General features: G+C 62.1%; 14 protein-coding genes. 8 read left to right on the top strand and 6 right to left on the bottom strand.

Annotated elements, in window-relative coordinates:
* Positions 1-5: 5 nt before the first annotated feature.
* The 4 genes from IPK17_RS37670 (at position 6) to IPK17_RS37655 (ending at position 5,573) form a co-directional block, all read left to right on the top strand.
* Positions 6-1,505 carry an amino acid ABC transporter permease gene (locus tag IPK17_RS37670; RefSeq protein WP_343422897.1) on the top strand — a complete coding sequence of 500 codons (1,500 nt, stop codon included), beginning with the start codon at positions 6-8 and terminating at the stop codon, positions 1,503-1,505.
* A 4-nt stretch (positions 1,506-1,509) separates the two neighbouring features.
* A complete protein-coding gene (locus tag IPK17_RS37665) occupies positions 1,510-3,579 on the top strand; it encodes an amino acid ABC transporter permease (RefSeq protein ID WP_343422896.1) in 2,070 nt (689 codons plus the stop codon).
* Between the two features lie 5 nt (positions 3,580-3,584).
* Complete coding sequence (locus IPK17_RS37660) at positions 3,585-4,340, top strand: amino acid ABC transporter ATP-binding protein (protein ID WP_343422895.1); 756 nt, start codon at positions 3,585-3,587, stop codon at positions 4,338-4,340.
* A 252-nt stretch (positions 4,341-4,592) separates the two neighbouring features.
* Complete coding sequence (locus IPK17_RS37655) at positions 4,593-5,573, top strand: hypothetical protein (RefSeq protein ID WP_343422894.1); 981 nt, start codon at positions 4,593-4,595, stop codon at positions 5,571-5,573.
* A gap of 46 nt (positions 5,574-5,619) precedes the next feature.
* Here the strand turns inward: IPK17_RS37655 and IPK17_RS37650 are convergent, their stop codons facing one another.
* Both IPK17_RS37650 and IPK17_RS37645 read right to left on the bottom strand, forming a co-directional pair.
* Positions 5,620-5,838, bottom strand: coding sequence for a hypothetical protein (locus IPK17_RS37650; RefSeq protein WP_343422893.1), 219 nt, complete (start codon positions 5,836-5,838; stop codon positions 5,620-5,622).
* Positions 5,762-6,703, bottom strand: coding sequence for a PPC domain-containing protein (locus IPK17_RS37645; protein ID WP_343422892.1), 942 nt, complete (start codon positions 6,701-6,703; stop codon positions 5,762-5,764). The genes IPK17_RS37650 and IPK17_RS37645 overlap by 77 nt, the downstream gene beginning before the upstream one ends.
* Before the next feature lie 16 nt (positions 6,704-6,719).
* Between IPK17_RS37645 and IPK17_RS37640 the strand changes: the two genes are divergently transcribed.
* Complete coding sequence (locus tag IPK17_RS37640) at positions 6,720-7,073, top strand: HIT domain-containing protein (protein WP_343422891.1); 354 nt, start codon at positions 6,720-6,722, stop codon at positions 7,071-7,073.
* Here the strand turns inward: IPK17_RS37640 and surE are convergent.
* The 3 genes from surE to IPK17_RS37625 all read right to left on the bottom strand — a co-directional run bounded on the left by surE (position 7,070) and on the right by IPK17_RS37625 (position 11,798).
* Positions 7,070-7,948 carry a 5'/3'-nucleotidase SurE gene (gene surE, locus IPK17_RS37635; protein WP_343422890.1) on the bottom strand — a complete coding sequence of 293 codons (879 nt, stop codon included), beginning with the start codon at positions 7,946-7,948 and terminating at the stop codon, positions 7,070-7,072. The two genes, IPK17_RS37640 and surE, sit on opposite strands and share 4 nt — an antisense overlap.
* 341 nt (positions 7,949-8,289) lie before the next feature.
* Positions 8,290-9,366 (bottom strand): hypothetical protein, encoded by a 1,077-nt coding sequence (locus IPK17_RS37630; RefSeq protein WP_343422889.1) that lies wholly within the window; start codon positions 9,364-9,366, stop codon positions 8,290-8,292.
* Positions 9,367-9,632: 266 nt separating this feature from the next.
* The gene (locus tag IPK17_RS37625) at positions 9,633-11,798 is read right to left on the bottom strand and encodes a heavy metal translocating P-type ATPase (RefSeq protein ID WP_343422888.1); all 2,166 of its coding nucleotides are present in this window, start codon (positions 11,796-11,798) and stop codon (positions 9,633-9,635) included.
* Positions 11,799-11,914: 116 nt separating this feature from the next.
* Between IPK17_RS37625 and IPK17_RS37620 the strand changes: the two genes are divergently transcribed.
* Positions 11,915-12,364, top strand: coding sequence for a GTP pyrophosphokinase (locus IPK17_RS37620; RefSeq protein WP_343422887.1), 450 nt, complete (start codon positions 11,915-11,917; stop codon positions 12,362-12,364).
* A gap of 167 nt (positions 12,365-12,531) precedes the next feature.
* Here IPK17_RS37620 and IPK17_RS37615 read toward each other — a convergent pair whose 3' ends face one another.
* Positions 12,532-14,859, bottom strand: coding sequence for a sensor histidine kinase (locus tag IPK17_RS37615; RefSeq protein ID WP_343422886.1), 2,328 nt, complete (start codon positions 14,857-14,859; stop codon positions 12,532-12,534).
* Positions 14,860-14,989: 130 nt separating this feature from the next.
* Between IPK17_RS37615 and IPK17_RS37610 the strand changes: the two genes are divergently transcribed.
* A complete protein-coding gene (locus tag IPK17_RS37610) occupies positions 14,990-15,355 on the top strand; it encodes a hypothetical protein (RefSeq protein WP_343422885.1) in 366 nt (121 codons plus the stop codon).
* 283 nt (positions 15,356-15,638) lie between these two features.
* Positions 15,639-17,933 (top strand): penicillin-binding transpeptidase domain-containing protein, encoded by a 2,295-nt coding sequence (locus IPK17_RS37605; protein ID WP_343422884.1) that lies wholly within the window; start codon positions 15,639-15,641, stop codon positions 17,931-17,933.
* Positions 17,934-17,975: the final 42 nt, after the last annotated feature.

Raw genomic sequence — 17,975 nt, 5'->3', positions numbered from 1 at the left:
CACCGATGGCAGTATCCCGATCCCCTAGCAACATCCTCCGCGACACCCGTGTTTTGTCCATCATCGGGCAGATCATTTTTGCCATCGTCATTATTGCGGCGCTCTACGGTTTAATGACCAGTATTTTTACCGCGCTCGCCGACAAAAATATTACGCCTAACTTACGCTTCTTACAGGATCGCGCCGGGTTCGACATCGGCGAAGCGCCCGCCTGGTATTCATCCGACCGCAGCTACTGGGACGCCTATACCATCGGTTTCATCAACACGCTGCGCGTGGTGATCGCCGGGTTGGTTGTCTCCACCGTGATCGGCATTTTCCTCGGCATTTTTCTGCTCAGCCGCAACTGGCTGCTGCGCAACAGCTCCAAAACCATCGTCGAAGTGCTGCGCAATACCCCGCTGTTGATTCAGCTCTTTGTGTGGTACTTCGTGGTCATGCTCAGTTTGCCTGCTTTCCAGCAGAGCATCTCACTGCCGCCGGAAGGCTACGGGAGTATCCCACTGCGCTGGATCGTCTACCTGATCGGCGCGTATGCCGTGTGGAACTATACGCGCAATTTGCCGCCGCAGCGCAGTCATCTGCGCCGCCCGATCTGGTGGGCGGCGGGCGCGGTGATCATCCTCGCGGAGATCGGCGCGCGCTTCGGGTTGGTGTGGAATGCGGCGTTCCGCTTTGAAATTCAACCGTGGATCTATCTGAATATTCGTGGTCTGGCTTTCCCCGAACTGCTGCCCACCGCGCGCTTCGCCGACTGGGCGGCGTTCATCACGATTGGCGTGGTGCTGGCCTTCATCATGTGGGTGTACCTCGGACGCCTCAAAGAAGCGACCGGACGCGCGTATCCCCGCCTGCTCTACGCGGTGATCGCGATTGTGGCGCTGACCGTCGTCGGGTGGTTGATCGTGAGCAGTGAACCCGCCGCGACGACCGTCACCCTCACCAACGCGGACGGACAGACGACGATTGTCCCCATCGAACAGGCGCAGGCCGACGGCCTGATCACGGCGGAAGAAGAGGCGGTCTACGCCGGGACGCCGCTGCTGCTCAAGCTGCCGCAAAAGAACAACTTCCGCTTCACGCAGGGGCTGCAAATTCTGCCGGAATACACGGCGCTGTTCCTCGCGCTGACGATCTACACGGCGGTCTTCATCGCCGAAATCGTGCGCGCGGGCATCCTCGCCGTGCCGCCCGGGCAGGTCGAAGCGGCGCGCGCGCTCGGGTTGAGCGGGGGCGATGTGCTCCGGCTTGTGATTTTGCCGCAAGCCCTGCGTGTGATCATTCCGCCGCTTGGCAACCAGTACCTCAATCTCGCGAAGAACTCCAGCCTCGCCATCGCCGTCGCCTATGCTGACCTGTTCCAGATCACCACGACCATCATGAATCAATCCGGGCAGTCGGTGACGGGCATGGTCATGGTGATGATCACCTACTTGTTGATCAGCTTGACGATTGCGGCGCTGGCGGAACGCGCCAACCGTCGTTTCCAGATTGTGACGAGGTAACCCGATGGCGACGACGACTGACCCCCGCATTACGCAAACGGTGGTGCTCTATCAGGAGCCGCCGATCAAACCGCCGCCCATGCTGACCGCCGGGCCGCTGGCGTGGCTGCGCAATAACCTGTTCAGCTCTGTGATGAATTCCGTGCTGACGGTGCTCGTCGGCGCGCTGATTGTCGCGGTGATCGTCTCGTTCATCAACTGGGTGATCACACAGGCCAACTGGTACGCAGTGATTTTCAATATGCGCCAGTTTATGCTCGGGCGCTATCAAGCCGACGCGGAATGGCGTGTGCAGCTCACCATGCTGCTGATCGCCTTCACGATTGGCGCGGCGTTAGCCGCGTGGGGGCGCATCACGCGCTTCTTCGCGCTCATCATCGTGGTGATCGTGGCACTCGCGTTCGTCATTCCGGTTGCGATTCGCGCGGTCGGCGTAGTGCCGCCGACCTACCTCACAGCAGGCTCGACCGAACTGCAATCCGGTTCGTCAACCGAAACGCCGCTCCCCAACGTCGGTTTCATCGCGCAGGCGGGCGAAACAGTGTCGCTGCGGCTGGCGACCGACCTGACGACCAGCGATGAAGCGCTGCGCACGCTGCACAGCTTCGGCGATGTAGCGGCGAACCTGCTGCGCGCCTCGGCTGAAAATCGGCTGACCAACATTGATCGCATCGCCGTGATCAATGCGCAGTTGGCCGAAGACACGCCGAACTTCCGCACGCTCACCGCTAATCAGCGGGCGGCGCTGGAAACCGAACTGGGACGGCTTGTCGTCCCGGAGCCGATTGCCGAAACGCTGGCGCTCAACCAGACGCCGATCAGCTATCGGGTGCTGCGGGGCACGACCTTCGAACCGATCCTCGAAGGCGAACTCGCGCCCGATGGCACCGCGGCGACGGTGACGCTGCCCGACAGCGGTTGGTACATCCTCGAAACGACGGGCGATGGCATCGGTCTGCTGGAAACACACGGCATTTACCCGCATCTCCAGCGCGATTTTTCGCGCTTGGAAGAGCTGGATGAAGCGGGCAACGTGATCAATTCCGCCGGGCGCTATCAGCAGTACGTCCGCATGACCGACGGTTTCATTACCGAGGAAATCCGCCCGCAAATCGAGGGGCGCGATGTGCCGATGATGATCATCATCGACAATCAGTATCGCGGTGACCGCACCTTCAACGATTATCTGGTACTGTACCTTGGCCCGTTCCTCGACCTGATCAATGAGGCGCTGTTGTGGATTGTGATCGCCGGGGCGGTCGGCTACATCGCCCTCGGCCTGATCAACCGCTCCGCGCCTGCCAGCACCAAACAGCGCAGTTCGCGCGCCGTCGCGCAGCGCATCGCGTGGTGGCTGCTGCTGGCGCTCCCCGTGCTCATGTTCGTGCTGACCTACGGCCTCAACCCGATTTTGCCGCTGACCGATACGCGGCGCTGGGGCGGGCTGCTGCTCACCGTCATGCTGTCGATGGTCGGCATCATCGCGTCGTTCCCGCTCGGCGTGCTGCTGGCACTGGGACGGCGCAGCAAACTGCCTGTCGTCAGCACCGCCTGCACCCTCTACATCGAATTTGTGCGCGGCGTCCCGCTGATCACCGTGCTGTTCATGGCGCAATTGCTCGTCCCGCTCGTCAACCCGCAGTTGGCGGAAGTCGATAACGTCTTCCGCGCGATGGTCGGCATCACGCTGTTCAGCGCGGCCTACCTCGCGGAGAACGTGCGCGGCGGCTTGCAGGCTATCCCGCCCGGACAGGAAGAGGCGGCGAAAGCGCTCGGCCTGGCGGGCTGGCAGGTGACGCTGTTCGTCACGCTGCCGCAGGCGCTGCGCCTGGTGATCCCGGCGCTGGTCGGGCAGTTCATCTCGCTCTTCAAAGATACATCGCTGGTGGCTATCGTCGGCCTCGTCGATCTCGCGGGCATCTCGCAGGCCACCGTCGCGCAGACCGAATTCCTCGGTTTGCGCCGCGAAGTCTACATCTTCATTTCCATCATCTACTTTGCGTTCTGCTACATCATGGCCGCCTTAAGCCGCCGCCTCGAAGCCAGCGGTTCCGGCGCAGCGAGAAGGGTATAAGTCTCATGACCGAGGAAGCAACCGTCGTCCGCGACCCGATCATCAAGTGCGAAGGCGTCAACAAATGGTTTGGCGAATTCCACGTGCTGCGCGATGTGAACGTGGACGTTCTACCGCAAGAGGTAGTCGTCATCATTGGGCCGTCCGGCAGCGGTAAATCGACTTTTATCCGCTGCATCAACCGCCTTGAGGAACATCAGGAAGGCAAAATCGTCGTGGACAACATCGAGTTGAGCCACGATGTGCGCAATATCGCCGCCATTCGCCGCGAAATCGGCATGGTGTTCCAGCAGTTCAACCTGTTCCCGCATTTGACCGTCCTGCAAAATATCACGCTCGCGCCGATTCAGGTGCGCCGCTGGTCGCGCGACAAGGCGGAAGCCAAAGCGCGCGAACTCCTCACCCGCGTCGGCATTCCCGAACAGGCGGAGAAGTACCCCGGTCAGCTTTCCGGTGGGCAGCAGCAGCGCGTCGCCATCGCGCGGGCGCTGGCGATGGAACCGAAGATCATGCTGTTCGACGAGCCGACCTCGGCGCTCGACCCGGAAATGATCAAAGAGGTGCTGGACGTGATGAAGGAACTGGCGTTGAGCGGCATGACCATGCTGTGTGTGACCCACGAAATGGGCTTCGCGCGGGAAGTTGCCGATCGCGTGCTGTTCTTTGATCAGGGACGGATTGTCGAAACGGGTACGCCGGAGCACTTCTTCGTGAATCCGCAGCACCCGCGCACCAAACTGTTCCTCTCGCAGATTTTGTAGAGCACCGGCCAATTGCGCATTGATTGTTCGGCGTGTGGCAGCCCTTTTCCTTTGGAGAAGGGCTTTTCTGTGCACTGCGCGGGATTTGACTTCATCGGGATGCCACACCAAATCGGCTCACCACAGGCTGAAATGTGACTTTTTCCTCATATAGATGCATGGCGGACAGCGGACAGGTCGGTAGCGCGGGTACAGCGCAGGGCGTAAAATCTATGGTGTTACTATGAGTTTTCTCACAATCGTGGTCTTACTATGAGCGGTGCCGCTCCCAACTACCAGAGCACTATCCTCCGGCAGCATCTTGAAGAAATTCGTTTCCGCATCCTGACGATGAACACAGTCAACCTAGAGCGTGACCGCGACTTACTGGCCGCGATCCGCGACCAAGCGCGCGATCTCGGGGATGCCGATCTCGAACTCTACGCGCTCAACAACTACGGGCTGACCTACCTCGTCTTCGGCGAACTGGAACGCGCCTATCACGAATTCACCGCGGGCGTTGAACGCGCGACGGCCTACGCTAACGAGGCACGCTGGCTGACCTTCCAGCTCAATCAAGGTGTTACCCGGTTGATGCAGCGCGAACTGTCAGCGGCGCGGGCGCTTCTCGAAGGATTTTTGCCCCGGCTCAAGGCGGCTTCGGTCAATCCGGAAAACAGCGCCCGTCTGTATCTTACCTATGCCTACCTCGCCATCACCACCGCCGATTTGTATGATTATCCGGCGGCTGAAAGCTACGCGCGCGCGCTCATCGACCGCTGGGAAACGCCGGAAGTGCTGAGCATTCAACCCGTGCGCCGCGTCGAAATGATGAGCATGGCGCGGGATGCGATGACGAGTGTGCACATTGAGCGTCAGGAGTTCAGCCATGCGCGCGGCCATGCCAACCTGATGCTCGGCATCACCGTGCGGCAGGTTTACCCGCTGCACACCAACGCTGCGTATCTCGCCCTGCTGCGCGTGAGCGCGTTTTCGGCGAGCGGTCACGACGCGGAAGCGGATTGGCGGCGGCTGGAACAGGCCATTGATCCCATGATCATCGCGCGGGCGCCGCTCCTGTGGCGCTTGGCGACGCAGGGGTTCCTGCGCGAAGCCGTGCTGTATCGCGACAAAGGTCTGCTCACCTGGGCGCGCCGCTGCACCGAGAAAGCCGTCGAAATGCTGACGGCGGCGGGCGCAGAGGCGCACCGCCAGCGCGCCGCCGCCTTTCTCGCCGAACTGCTTAACTCATAAACTGCCGGAAAATTCCTCCAACAGCGATGCGCCGGAGTGAAATTGATCAGCGCAGCGTCACTTCTAGTGTGAAGTCCCCGGTCGTCGTGCCGCCCTGTCGCTGAAAGCGCGTGGCGATGACCAGATAGGTACCATCGCCGGGGAGGGTGAAATTGTCGATGAGCGAGTTTTGCCCGCCGCCGCTGTCGTCATCGCTGACGAGTTCGCGTCCGTCCGGCGTGATCAGCGCGATGAAGGTGTCGAGATCGTCGCTGGCGCGGCTCATGCGGATACTTACGCTCTGCCCGGCGCGCCCGCTGAACGCATAGAAGCGCTGGTAGTACTGGCGGCTGATCGTCCCGGTGGCAGGGTGTGCCCGGCGTGATCGGGATTGGGAAGTCGAGGCGGCTGCCCAACCCGCTCTCTGATTCGGCGTCGAGCGTGAGCACGAACGCGCCGCGGCTCGTGCCGGACGCTTGTCCGTAGCGCGTGGCGACGATCACGTAGATGTCGTCGGCGCGCAGAATCAGCCCGGTGATGCTGGCATCGACCGAACCGGGGCTGTCGTCGTTTTCGGCGAGGACTTCGCCGCGGCTGTTGAGGATTTGCAGCGCCGAGTCGAGATCACCCGTGGCGCGGCGCATCTGCACGCTGACCACGTCGCCCGCGCGCCCGCGGAAGCTGTAGTAGACAATCGGGTCGGCGTTGGTAACCTCGTTGTAGATCGAATCGCCATAGCGCAGCGCGCTGCCCGCCGCCGAACTCACGCCGATGCGCTCGACGGTGAGCGTGAATTCCCCGCTGGTCGTGCCGAGACTGTCGCCAAAGCGGCTGACGATCACGCTGTAGCGGCTGCTCGCGCTAATCCGAATCGAGTCGAGGATGAGATCCCGCCCGCCGCCGCCGGGAACATCATCGCGCGTGGCGATCACCGTGCCATTGCTGTCCAGAATGGTGAGGATCGGGTCGAGGTTGCCGCTGGTGACGGTCAGCCGCACGCTGATCACGTCCCCGCGCAGGCCATCAAACGGATAGACCAAGCGCGGGGTGCCGTTATCCAGCCGCCCCGTCACATTAATAAAGGCCTGCGCCTCCGTAAGCTGGTACGCAAGCAAGATGAGTACAATGAAGAGTACACGTCGCATCGTCATAAAGGACGATCATATCTTGAAACGGTTTTTATTTCGACTGGCGCGTTCGCCTATCGCCCGATTTTTCATCGGCTGGAGTTTTGCCCATATGAGTTGGCTCATCCCCGTCGACCGGCTGTACGAGTCGGAGAAACTGATCGCGTTTCACCACCCCGTACCGAGCTATCGCGTGCACATTCTGATCGTGCCCAAGCGCTCGATTGCCGATCTGCTCGCCATCACGCCGCAGGATCAGGAGTTTGTCGTGGAAGTGTTCACGACCGCGCAGCGCCTGATCCGCGAATTGAACATCGTCAACTACCGGTTGATCACGAACGGTGGCGAGCATCAGGACGTGCCGCTATTGCACTTCCACCTGTTCAGCGACTAATCGCCAGCGGCGGGCTCTTTCTTGAGCGGCTTCTTCTTGCTCGGCGCGGTCTGCGGGTAGGCTTCATCACCCGTGATGATCTGGCGCAGACGGTACAGGTCGGTGCGCGAGCTCATGTCGAGGCTCATCGGCGTGATCGACACCTGCTTTTCGTGCATCAGCACGTACACGTCAGAGTCGGGTTCGGCTTCGGACGGATCCGAGTTGAGGTGATAGCCCATGCGCCCCACATCGCTCAACGCGACGCGCTCCGGGCGGGTCGGCCAGTAGACGCGGCGGCGGGAGAGGCGCGTGACTTTCCACGGCGTTTCCGGCGTCGCGCCGATGGGCACATCCAGCTTGAGCAGATCGACATCGTCCGGGCGCGCGTTGCTCAGCAGCCATTGACCGAACTTGGCCGCGAAAAAGGCCGCCGCTCTGAAATCGACATCGGTCGAGTAGGTGAGGTGCAGGTCATGGTGCGTCTGCTGCGAGACCGCCAGCGACGGAATGCCGAAGCTCGCGCCTTCCAGACAGGCGCCCACCGTGCCGGAGATGGTCACGCCGTTGCCGGTGTTGTCGCCATAGTTGATGCCGGACACGATCAGCGAGGGCAGGCGCGGCGCTAGTTCGATCACGCCGTGCTGCACGGACTGCGCGGGCGTGCCTTCGACGGCGTAGACCGTCAGTTTTTCGCCGCGCACAACGCGTTCTTCCGTATGGATGCGGCCTTCGCTGGCGAGCGGCATGCTGCGCCCAGTGCCGGACTGCTGCGTCTTTGGCGCGGCGACCAGCAGCTCGCCGAGACCGTGGAAGGCTTCTACTGCCGCCCACAGACCGGGCGACTCAATACCGTCGTCGTTGGTGAAAAGGATGAGGGGTCGTTCGTTGGCCATGTGTTATTCATCGGATAGTTTAACAGTACGCATGAGCCTATACCCATTTTCAAACCGAATCAAGGGGAATCCACGAACGTTAATTGACTTTTCCATGACTTAACGTGCGTTATGGATCAAACAGACGAGGGCCAAGGGATGAGCAGCAGGATCAGATACGGATCGATTTGCAGGCTCTTATTGGACGAAATCCTTAGAGACCATCTGAATATTCGCAATATCTCTCGTAGGGGCAAGGCGCGCCTTGCCCCTACCGAAGCGAAAACAACACATTTTCAAATGGCTTCTTAGAAACAAAAAGGACGCCACCGGGGCGTCCTTAACTACGCTCAATTGCCGCGTTAGCGCCGCCGCTGATCGTAATGTGCGGGCAGGTTGAATAGATCGGCGATCAGCAGGCCGGCCGCTTGTAGTTGTGTGCGGCGGTTGCCGTGATTCAGCGGGACGAGCGCATTGTCTTCACCCTCGCCGCTGACCCGTTCTTCGCTGGTGCCATGCGTCAGCACCACCTGAAAGCGTTCGTTACGCAGATCGAGGTTGAGTTCGCCGTAGTGCACCGCGCGCGGATCGGCACTCACTTCGCCATCCGGACGCTTGCGGCGTTTGGCACCGCTCACCACATGCGATACGTAGACGCTTTGCACGGTGTCGACAGGGATCGTTTTGGTTACAGACCGCCCGCGCAGCCAGCGCACGCCCTGCTTGTCGACGACGATGCGGTTGGGGCGGAGCAGGGTGCGGACGACCAACCCGACCGCCATGCCAAACAGCACGACCGCGCAGACAAAGCCCGCCGGGACGAGCAGTTCCGGTCGCGGATAGGCTATGCCGCTGGTCACGCTGGTGACCGCTAGCACGAGGAAGGCCACCATCCACAGCAGATACCACGCCGCGCGCAGCAGGTTGCTGCGCGCCCACTTAGCGGCGCGGACGAATTCGTATTGGCCTTCGGCGCTTTGCTGGAACGTCCACAGATCGAAGTGGAATGGGAGCGGGGGCATGGGCACCGCTTCCGCGACCGGCGGAATGAGCGCGAACGGGCGGCCAATCTGCGCGCCGAGCGCCTCGCCAGCAGCCGTCGCCGTCGCCTGAAACTCCTTCCGCGTTGGGTCGATCCAGTGCGCGAGTTCGCACCAGCGGCTGCCGCGTTCGTCCGCGATGGGCGGGAGCAGCACGAACCCGAGATGCCACGCCTGATCTTTCACCGACCAGCCGAGCACTACCCGGTCAATGCTTTCGACGGGGAGGTGACCCTCCAGCGGCAGTTTGCGCCGCGTGCCAAAGATCTCCGCATATCGGATCGGTGCGCCACGGCGGGCCTCGAGCAGCGTGCGGTCACTTGACCCATTCAACAGCAAACGCCAGCCTTCCGGCTGCGCATCGATCAGCAGGTTGCTGGCGGTAGCAATTCGATCCATAAGGGATTCCAGTGGGTAGACTTGTCATAACACTCGGATAGTCTACCTCTGTAATGTTGCGCTGGCTAGATCGGCTGTCTGTAAAATCAGTGTAAATTGCAGGCCAAGTAAGGAGCTCAGTCGGCAGCGTGTCGTGGCGGCCCTTCGTCGTTCCCTGAGACTGTTTCGGGGCGTGCGGTTCTAATCAGCCCCTCACAGGAAGGTGAGGGGAGGGCTTGTCCCTCCCCCTTTCCCCCCCCCCCCCCGCGCTGGAAAATGAGGTTGAATTACGCTTTATAGCGCAGCGGACGCATCCCGTTCAACGTGACGACGAGCAGCATGCCGACATCCGCGAGGATCGCCAGCCACAGCGAGGTCGCGCCGAACAGCGCCAGCAGCACAAACGCGATCTTGATCCCCACGCTGGCGGCGATATTCTGCACGATCAAACGGCGCGCGAACCGCGCCAGCCGCAGCACGAACGGCAGCCCGGTCAGGTCGTCGCCCATCAGCGCGACATCGGCCGTTTCGAGCGCCTGCGCGCTGCCCGCGCCGCCCATCGCCACGCCGACCGAGGCGCGCGCTAAGGCGGGCGTATCGTTGATGCCATCGCCGATCATGGCGACCGTTTCGTATTTTGCCAGCAGATCCCCCACTGCCGCGACCTTGTCTTCGGGCAGCAGATCGGCGCGTACGTCCTCCACGCCGATTTTGTCCGCAATGGCGCGGGCGACGGCGGCATTGTCCCCGGTGAGCATGATCGTGTGTTGGCCGAGCGCGCGCAGATCGCGCAGTACGGCGGCGCTTTCCGGTCGGGGCGTATCTTCCACGCTGATGTAACCGCGCACGCGCTGATCCTCGGCGATGAGCATGGTCGTTTGACCGCGCCCTTCGACGGCGGCCACTTCGGCGCACAGTGCCGGATCATGCGGGTACTGCGCATCGAACAGCGCATGGCTGCCCACCGTGATCAGCTTGCCGTCCACGCGCCCCTGCACGCCGCGTCCCGCCAGCGAGGCGACCGCTTCGGCGGGGGCGTAGGCCGTCGCGACGCCGCGTTGTGCCGCCGCATCGACTACGGCGCGCGCCAGTGGATGCGCGCTCTTGGTTTCGACCGCATTGGCCAGCGCCAGCACATCATCGCAGCGGGGACACTCTGCACCCGTCTCACAGTCGAGCGCGTGCGTCGCGGTGACGCTCGGCTGACCGCGCGTGAGTGTGCCGGTTTTGTCGAAGGCGACCGCTTTGACCTTGCCCAACATCTCCAGATGCGCGCCGCCCTTGATGAGCACACCACGCCGTGCCGCCGCCGTGATCGCCGTGATGACCGTCACGGGCGTGCTGATCACCAGCGCGCACGGGCAGGCGATCACCAGCAGGGAGAGCGCGCGGTACAACCAACCGTGCGTGCCATCGCCGGGGTCGAGGAACGGCGCGTTGAACAGCAGCGGCGGCGCGAGCGCGATCACCAGCGCGACCAGCACCACCGCAGGCGTGTACACCCGCGCGAAGCGATCCACCAGCGTTTGGCTCGGCGCGCGCACACTCTGCGCTTCTTCCACCATGCGGATGATCCGCGCGATGGTGTTATCCGCCGCGCGGCGCGTCACCTGCATGTCGAGCGCGCCGCTCCCATTGATCGTCCCGGCGTAGACCTCTGCGCCGACCGTCTTGTACACAGGGACGCTCTCCCCGGTGACGGGCGCTTGGTCGAGGCTGGATTCGCCCGCCAGAATCACGCCGTCCATGGGCAGGCGTTCGCCCGGCTTGATCAGAATAGTGTCGCCGATCTGCAGTTCGTCGACGGGCACAACCGTTTGTTGGTTGTCCGTCAGGCGGATCGCCGTCGGCGGCACGAGCGTCATCAGCGAGCGAATGCTCTCACGGGCGCGTTCGCTGGTGTAGCCTTCCAGCGACTCGCCGATGGTGAATAGGAAGACGACGGTGGCCGCCTCCGCCGTCTCGCCGATCAGCGCCGCGCCGACCGCCGCAATGGTCATCAGCATGTTGATGTTGAAGTCGCGGTTGATGAGCAGGTTGTTGATCCCGGAACGCGCCAGCGGATACAGCGCGATCCCGGTCGCCAGCAGAAAGACGACGTTCGTGAGCGTCTCGCTCACCTGCAGGACGCTCAGCAGCGCGCCGAGCAGCAGGAACGCGCCGCCCGCCAGCGCGAAACGGCTGGTGTCGCCCTTGAGCAGGAAGCGCGCGAAGCCGATCACGCCGCCGGGGGTTGGGATATACCGCTCTGAGGTTGGGATTTCCAGCTTATATCCCAAAGCTTCGACTCGTTCGCGCAGCACGTTCTCCGCGATGCTGCCCGCAAACTTCAGCGTCGCGGTGTTGAGGTTCACTTCGACCTGCGTCACGCCCTGCAAGCTGCTCACGCCCTTTTCGACCGTTTGGGCGCAGTGCAGGCAGTCCATGCCGCCGATTTTGTAGGTGTGTTGCATGGTTGATACCACGTATCAATATATTAGTCACTGCTTATATAATAGCCCTGAAAGCGGGGTCGGTCAAGCGCTATACTAGAAATGGGATGTGGTCTCAACCTGAGGAGAAACACAGCATGCCAACCATCGAAGAGGCGATCATCTGGGCGACGGAGGTGCACCGCGGGCAGGTCGACAAAGCGGGCAATCCGTACATCCTGCATCCGCTGCGCGTCATGCTGCGCATGACCTCCGACGACGCGCGCTTTGTGGCGATTCTGCACGACACCATCGAAGACTCCGATCACACGCTGGACGATCTGCGGGCGCTCGGCTACTCCGAGACAATCATCGCGGCGGTCGATGCCATCACGCGGCGCGACGACGAGACCTACGAGGAATTCATCCAGCGCCTCAAGCCGAATCCGCTGGCGCGGGCGGTCAAGCTGGCCGATTTGCTCGACAACATGGATCTGCGCCGGGCGAATCCGGTCGTCGCAGAGAAAGACGCGGAGCGGCTCGCTCGCTACCAGCGCGCGTGGATCGAGCTTACGCGCGACAACCCGCCGCCGTTGTATTCGTATTAGCGCTCCATCTGCTAAATCGCTCAAGCCGTAGGGGCAGACCTATGTGTCTGCCCGGCTGAGGGCGCACACGCAGGTGCGCCCCTACAACCTCTATGGGGCAATTTACCGCATACAGAATCTCGTTCGTACCCGACCTTCCAGCCGTTCGTCCGCGTCGCTGCGCGGCGTTACTTCTCGGGATGCGCGGGCAGCGTGACGATAAACGTGCTGCCTTGACCGCGGGCGCTTTCCACGCGAATCGTGCCGCTTTGCAGTTCGACGAGCCGCTTAGTGATCGCCAACCCGAGCCCGGTGCCGCCGTACTCGCGGCGCGTCGAGCCATCGACCTGGCGGAAGCTGTCGAAGATGATCTTGTGGTCAGCGGGGTCGATGCCAATGCCGGAGTCCTTGACGTGAATGGCAAACGCCGCCTCGGCCTGACCTGCTGTCACCAACTGGGTCGGGAGAACATTCACGCAGATCAAACCCTCATGCGTGAACTTGACCGCGTTATCCAACAAGTTGACGAGGATCTGCCGGAGATACTGCGGGTCGGCGGCGACCGGACGCTCTTCCGGCGTCACGTCGACGCAGATGCTGAGGTGTTTGGCTTCGGCGCGCGGCGCGACTTCATCCAGCACTTCTTTGATGATGTATGAAATGCGCGTTGGCACCGGGTTGAACGGCGCTTCGCCCGCTTCAATCTTCGTGAGATCCAGCAGATCGTTGATCAGCGTGAGCAGATGCTTGCCGCTGCGGTTGACGCGCTCCACCCGGTCGACCTGATCATTGTTCAGGTCGCCATAAATGCCGGAGAGCAGCAGTTCGCTGTACCCGTTGATCGCGTTGAGCGGCGTGCGCAGTTCATGGCTGATTGTGGCGAGGAACATGCTCTTGAGGCGGTTGGCCTCCAGCGCTTCGGTGTAGAGTGAGGCATTGACCACGGCCATCGCCGCCTGCCCGGCAATTGTCATAAGCGTTTCACGTTCTTCTTCGGTGAACTTGCGCGCGCGGGAGAACATGTCGAGGCCGATGCTGCCGATCAGTTGATCGCGGGCGATGAGCGGGGCGAGCATCACCGAGCGCGTGCCGATATTCGTCAGCAGTCCGCGCGTGTGCTCGTCGATGTCCGCGGTGGCGACATCATCTACCGCCAGCGCGGTGCCGCGTTCGCCGAGGCGTTCCATCACCGTGTTGCCGTCCAGTGATAAGCGCAGCCCGACGTGATCGCGCTTGGGATATTCGGCGACCAGCGTCCCATGTTCCGGTTTCTCGCCATTTTCGACCGACTCCAGCAGGATGATGCCGCAGTGATCCACGCCGAACAATTCCTGCAGCAGGCGCGCGGTCGCGTTGAGCACTTCGTCTTTGTCGAGCGATGAGGTAATGACGGTGGCGATCTCGTGAATCGACGCGAGACGGCGCGCGCGCTGCTGATAAACTTCGACGTTGGCCTGCGCCTGCGCGTGCATGCGCGCGTTTTCCACGGCGATGCCCGCCTGCCGCGCCAGCGCGAAGATCGTGCTGGCGTCGTGCTGGGAGTAGGCGCGCAGGGTGCGCTTGCCGATCATGATGATGCCGATCACACGATCCTGCACCACCATCGGCGCGATCAGCCACGAGCGCGCGCGGCTGAAGATGCCCCCCCGATACGGCGCGGCATCGTCGATCACGACGGGCTGCTGTGACAGGTACGCCTGTCCAATCGGCTTCTGTTCGGTGAGTTGAATTTCTAGACCTTTGACGAACAGCTCGGGATCGTGCGTCGCGCACACGATCAGCTTATCGCTGTCTATCCCCGCCGATTCGAGCAGGATGCTCGCGCTGTCGTAGTCGATCAAACGGTGAATCTGGTCGAGGATGCGGTCGAGCACATCGTCATAGTTGGCCGCGCTGCTCACCACCTGGGCGATTTCCATCAGCGAGGCGGCGATCAAGCGGCGTTCGCGCTCCAACTGCACGAGGCGCAGGTTGTCGTACATCAGCGCGAGCATAGCGGCATAGCCCATGAGCACGGTGATGTCGGCGTCGGTGAAGCTGTCCGGCATGTAGTTCTGCGCGCTGATCACACCGACCACTTCGTTCTGGCGGTTGCGAATCGGCACGCCGATCCACGAGCTGGCCGGCTGCCCGGGTTCGCGCTCATCGAGCTGAATGCCGAGCGATTCGATCCGCTCCCATTCTTCGTCGAGATCGCGGAAATAAAACTCAATGCCATGCAAAAAGACCGCGCGCGAGAGGCCGCACAGCGGGATCGGTTCGTGATCCACACGCAGGCCGTTTTCGCCCACGAGCGGCAAATTAACGAGGTCGTGCTCCGGGTCATAAATGCCAATATAGAACGACGAGGTCTCGAAATTCGCCGCCAGGTGATCGTAAACCGTGTCCCACAACGCCGAATCATCGAGCTTATAGCTGATCACGCGACTAATGTCGATCAAGCCGCTGAGGGTGGAGGTGCTCTGCGGCTCACGGGGATGTTTGCGTCGGGGTATGCGGCGATCTTTAGCTTTCATTAGTCGTCTCTTTTCGTCACATGGATTAATTATGCCACACTGTCAAAATTTCGGAGACCAGATGCAACTTTATTTTGGTTAGCGCGTATAGATGTTTGTAAAGTCAAACAGAAGTTGGGGGATAACTTCGATGAACAGCAAGCAACGTTCCGAACAAATCTTCGGTGGCAGTTTCCTAATCGGCTTGGCGATTCTGTTTATCACGGGATACTGGTGGCCGGGCATCATGTTCGTCATCGGTCTGTCGATGCTCATCCGCACGGTCACCGAGGGTAAACCATGGTCGTCGGATCACAACGCGTTGATTGTGCTGGCGATTGGCGTCTTCTTCGGCCTGCCGATCTTCGGCGGGAACTGGCTGCCGCTCCTGCTGATCGCGCTCGGCGCGTACATGCTCTTCGGCGACCGGTTGGGTCTGCGCCCGGAGACCAAGCGCCGCGACGACTTCGACTTCCCGAAGCGCGGCGACGACAAGCCCAAGAACGACGTGCTCTAGCCGTTAGCCTACGCTTCCCTGACGCCCGCCCCGTGCGGGCGTTTTTGATTCTGGACGCGGCGTGACCGCCGTTGCTATAGTAGCCGCCATCGATCAAGATTCCGCTGCGCCGCCGCGGTAGAGTTGCTTCGACTGGCCTAGACTTCACTCTGCTGGTTGTGCCGTTTTTGCCCCTCGCCCTTGGGAGAGGGGCAGTTGAGCGCAGCGAAACGGGGTGAGGTTGAACAGACCAGAAGTACGGCCTGGCGCGGGTTCGGCGTAACGGGAGAGGTTGAGTTTGACTGTGACCAGAGCTTTTTTGCGCTTCAGCGTGTTCGCGCTGCTCGCTGTGCTGACGGCGTGCGGTACGGTGACGTTGCCCGATGGCACGGGCGGCGCTGCGCCGCTCATCCAATTGGCGGGCGCGCCGCAGGACCCCGTGCGCAGCTTCCTCGACGCGTGGAACGCGCGCGACTATCAGGCGATGTACGCGCTGTTGAGCAGCAATTCGCAGGGGCTGACCTCGTATTCAGTCTTTGAGACGACCTACGAGAATGCGGATACCGCCATCGGCACACAGAACCTGAGCTATACGCTCGGTGCAAGCGCCGAGCAGGGCGTCAGCGCGACGGTGCGCTACGATCTGACGATCACCTCATCGATCTTCGGCACCATCACCGATCCGGGGCGCATGATGCGCGTGGTCAAAGCGCCGAATAACCAGTGGCGCATCGCGTGGACGCAGATGGACATTTTCGAGGGTTACGCCCCCGGCACGCGCCTGACCTCGGCGGCGGTGAGCCAACCGCGTGGCAACATCTACGACCGCAACGGCATCGCGTTTGTCGAGCAGGATACGGAGGTCATCAGCCTGTACGTGGCGTTGAGCGAAATGTTCGACGAGGTTGCCTGTGTTGACCTATTGGCGTCGGTGCTGCGCAAGAACCGCGCCGATTTGCAAGCTGAGGTCGACGCCCGCCGCGCTAACCCCGAAACGATCTTCTACGTCGGCGATATCGACCCCGCCGATTACACCAACGCGCAGGAGAGCCTGCTCAGCGCGTGCAACATCCGCACGGATTCGCGCACGACGCGCCGTTACGCGGGTCACGGCATCGCCTCGCATGTGATCGGCTACGTCGGGCAAATCTCCGCCGCGCAGTTAGAGGTCAACCCGGAACGTGGCTACAACGCCGACAGCCTGGTCGGCTTGACGGGCATCGAAGCGCTGCACGAAGAAGCGCTCGCGGGCAGCGCCGAGCGCGTGCTGCAAATCATTGAGCCGGGCGGCCTGACGATTCGCGCGCTGGCGGGCACGACGAGCGTCGCGCCGCAGCCCGTCACGCTCACCCTCGACTACAACTTGCAGCGCGCCGCCGCGCAAGCGCTTTCCGATGCCTACAACGAGGCGGCGGGTAACTGGGCGGGCGACGCGCACTCACCGGGCGCGGGGATCGTCATGCTGGATGTGAACACGGGCGCCGTGCTGGCGATGGCCAGCTACCCGACGTTTGACCCCGGCATCTTCAACCCGGATACGCCGACGCTGCTGGTGGGCGAGGAAATTGGCTTGCTGCAATCGGATGCACGCCGTCCATTCGCCAACCGCGTGTATCAGGATCAGTATCCGCCCGGCTCAACGTTTAAGATCATCACGCTGGCGGCGGCCTCGGAAGAACACACGTGGCGTCCCAGCGACCTGTTCTACTGTGGGATGGAATGGCAGGGCGCGGAATACGGCGACTCGCGTCCGGTGCGCTATGACTGGCGCAACTGGGAGCCGGAAGAGCGCCGCTTTGACACGGGCGAAATCACCATGAGCCAGGCGCTGACCGCCTCGTGCAATCCGTTCTTCTATCAGATGGGCGCGCTGCTCACGCGCACGCCGGATGGCTTTTCGACGTTAGGCAATTACTCGCGGCGTATGGGCTTGGGGCGCCCGACCGGGCTGGTCTATGATCCATCCGTGCCGGAGGCAGCCGGGCAGCTCGCCGTGATTAATTCGACCGATGTGGCGATTTCGGTGGCTATTGGCCAGTCGGACACGCAGGTCACGATTTTGCAGATGGCGCGCATGGTGGCGGGCATCGCCAACGGCGGCACGCTCTACACACCGTATGTCGTGCAGCAGGTCGGCGCAGGCGATAACGTCAGCTTTCAGGGACAGCCGCAAGCCGCTGGAGAGATGAATCTGAGCGCGGAAACGCTCGCCCTCATCCGCGAGGGAATGTGCGCCGTCACCACGCAGGCGACGGTCGGCACGACGACCGGGCAGCCGATCGGCACGGCCTGGTTCGTATTTGACGACGATACGGGCACGGGTATCGCACCGTACAGCGTGTGCGCCAAGACGGGCACAGCGCAGACCGGGCGCATCGAACCGAACGGCTGGTTTGTCGCCTACGCGCCCGCTGATAATCCGCAGGTGGCGGTCGCGGCGATGGTTGAGTATGGGCGTGAGGGTTCGGAAACTGCCGCGCCCATCGTGCGCCGTCTCCTCGACGCGTATTTCAATGCCTATACCGCGCCGTATCCGTGGTGGTGGGCAGAGACGGCCTACGAGCCGCTGCAAATCCCGGAAGGGAATACGGGCGGGTAAAAAAACAGGACTGAGGTGAAAGGACTGAGGCGCGCCGCGCTC

It is taken from the genome of Candidatus Flexifilum breve (genome assembly GCF_016713355.1).
Note: the sequence above shows the minus strand (reverse complement) of the source record. Positions and strands in the feature narration are given on the sequence as shown.

Coding starts and splice junctions, on each gene's coding strand:
- IPK17_RS37670 (WP_343422897.1), top strand. CDS start 6: ATGGCAGTATCCCGATCCCCTAGCAACATCCTCCGCGACACCCGTGTT.
- IPK17_RS37665 (WP_343422896.1), top strand. CDS start 1,510: ATGGCGACGACGACTGACCCCCGCATTACGCAAACGGTGGTGCTCTAT.
- IPK17_RS37660 (WP_343422895.1), top strand. CDS start 3,585: ATGACCGAGGAAGCAACCGTCGTCCGCGACCCGATCATCAAGTGCGAA.
- IPK17_RS37655 (WP_343422894.1), top strand. CDS start 4,593: ATGAGCGGTGCCGCTCCCAACTACCAGAGCACTATCCTCCGGCAGCAT.
- IPK17_RS37650 (WP_343422893.1), bottom strand. CDS start 5,838: ATGAGCCGCGCCAGCGACGATCTCGACACCTTCATCGCGCTGATCACG.
- IPK17_RS37645 (WP_343422892.1), bottom strand. CDS start 6,703: ATGACGATGCGACGTGTACTCTTCATTGTACTCATCTTGCTTGCGTAC.
- surE (WP_343422890.1), bottom strand. CDS start 7,948: ATGGCCAACGAACGACCCCTCATCCTTTTCACCAACGACGACGGTATT.
- IPK17_RS37630 (WP_343422889.1), bottom strand. CDS start 9,366: ATGGATCGAATTGCTACCGCCAGCAACCTGCTGATCGATGCGCAGCCG.
- IPK17_RS37625 (WP_343422888.1), bottom strand. CDS start 11,798: ATGCAACACACCTACAAAATCGGCGGCATGGACTGCCTGCACTGCGCC.
- IPK17_RS37620 (WP_343422887.1), top strand. CDS start 11,915: ATGCCAACCATCGAAGAGGCGATCATCTGGGCGACGGAGGTGCACCGC.
- IPK17_RS37615 (WP_343422886.1), bottom strand. CDS start 14,859: ATGAAAGCTAAAGATCGCCGCATACCCCGACGCAAACATCCCCGTGAG.
- IPK17_RS37610 (WP_343422885.1), top strand. CDS start 14,990: ATGAACAGCAAGCAACGTTCCGAACAAATCTTCGGTGGCAGTTTCCTA.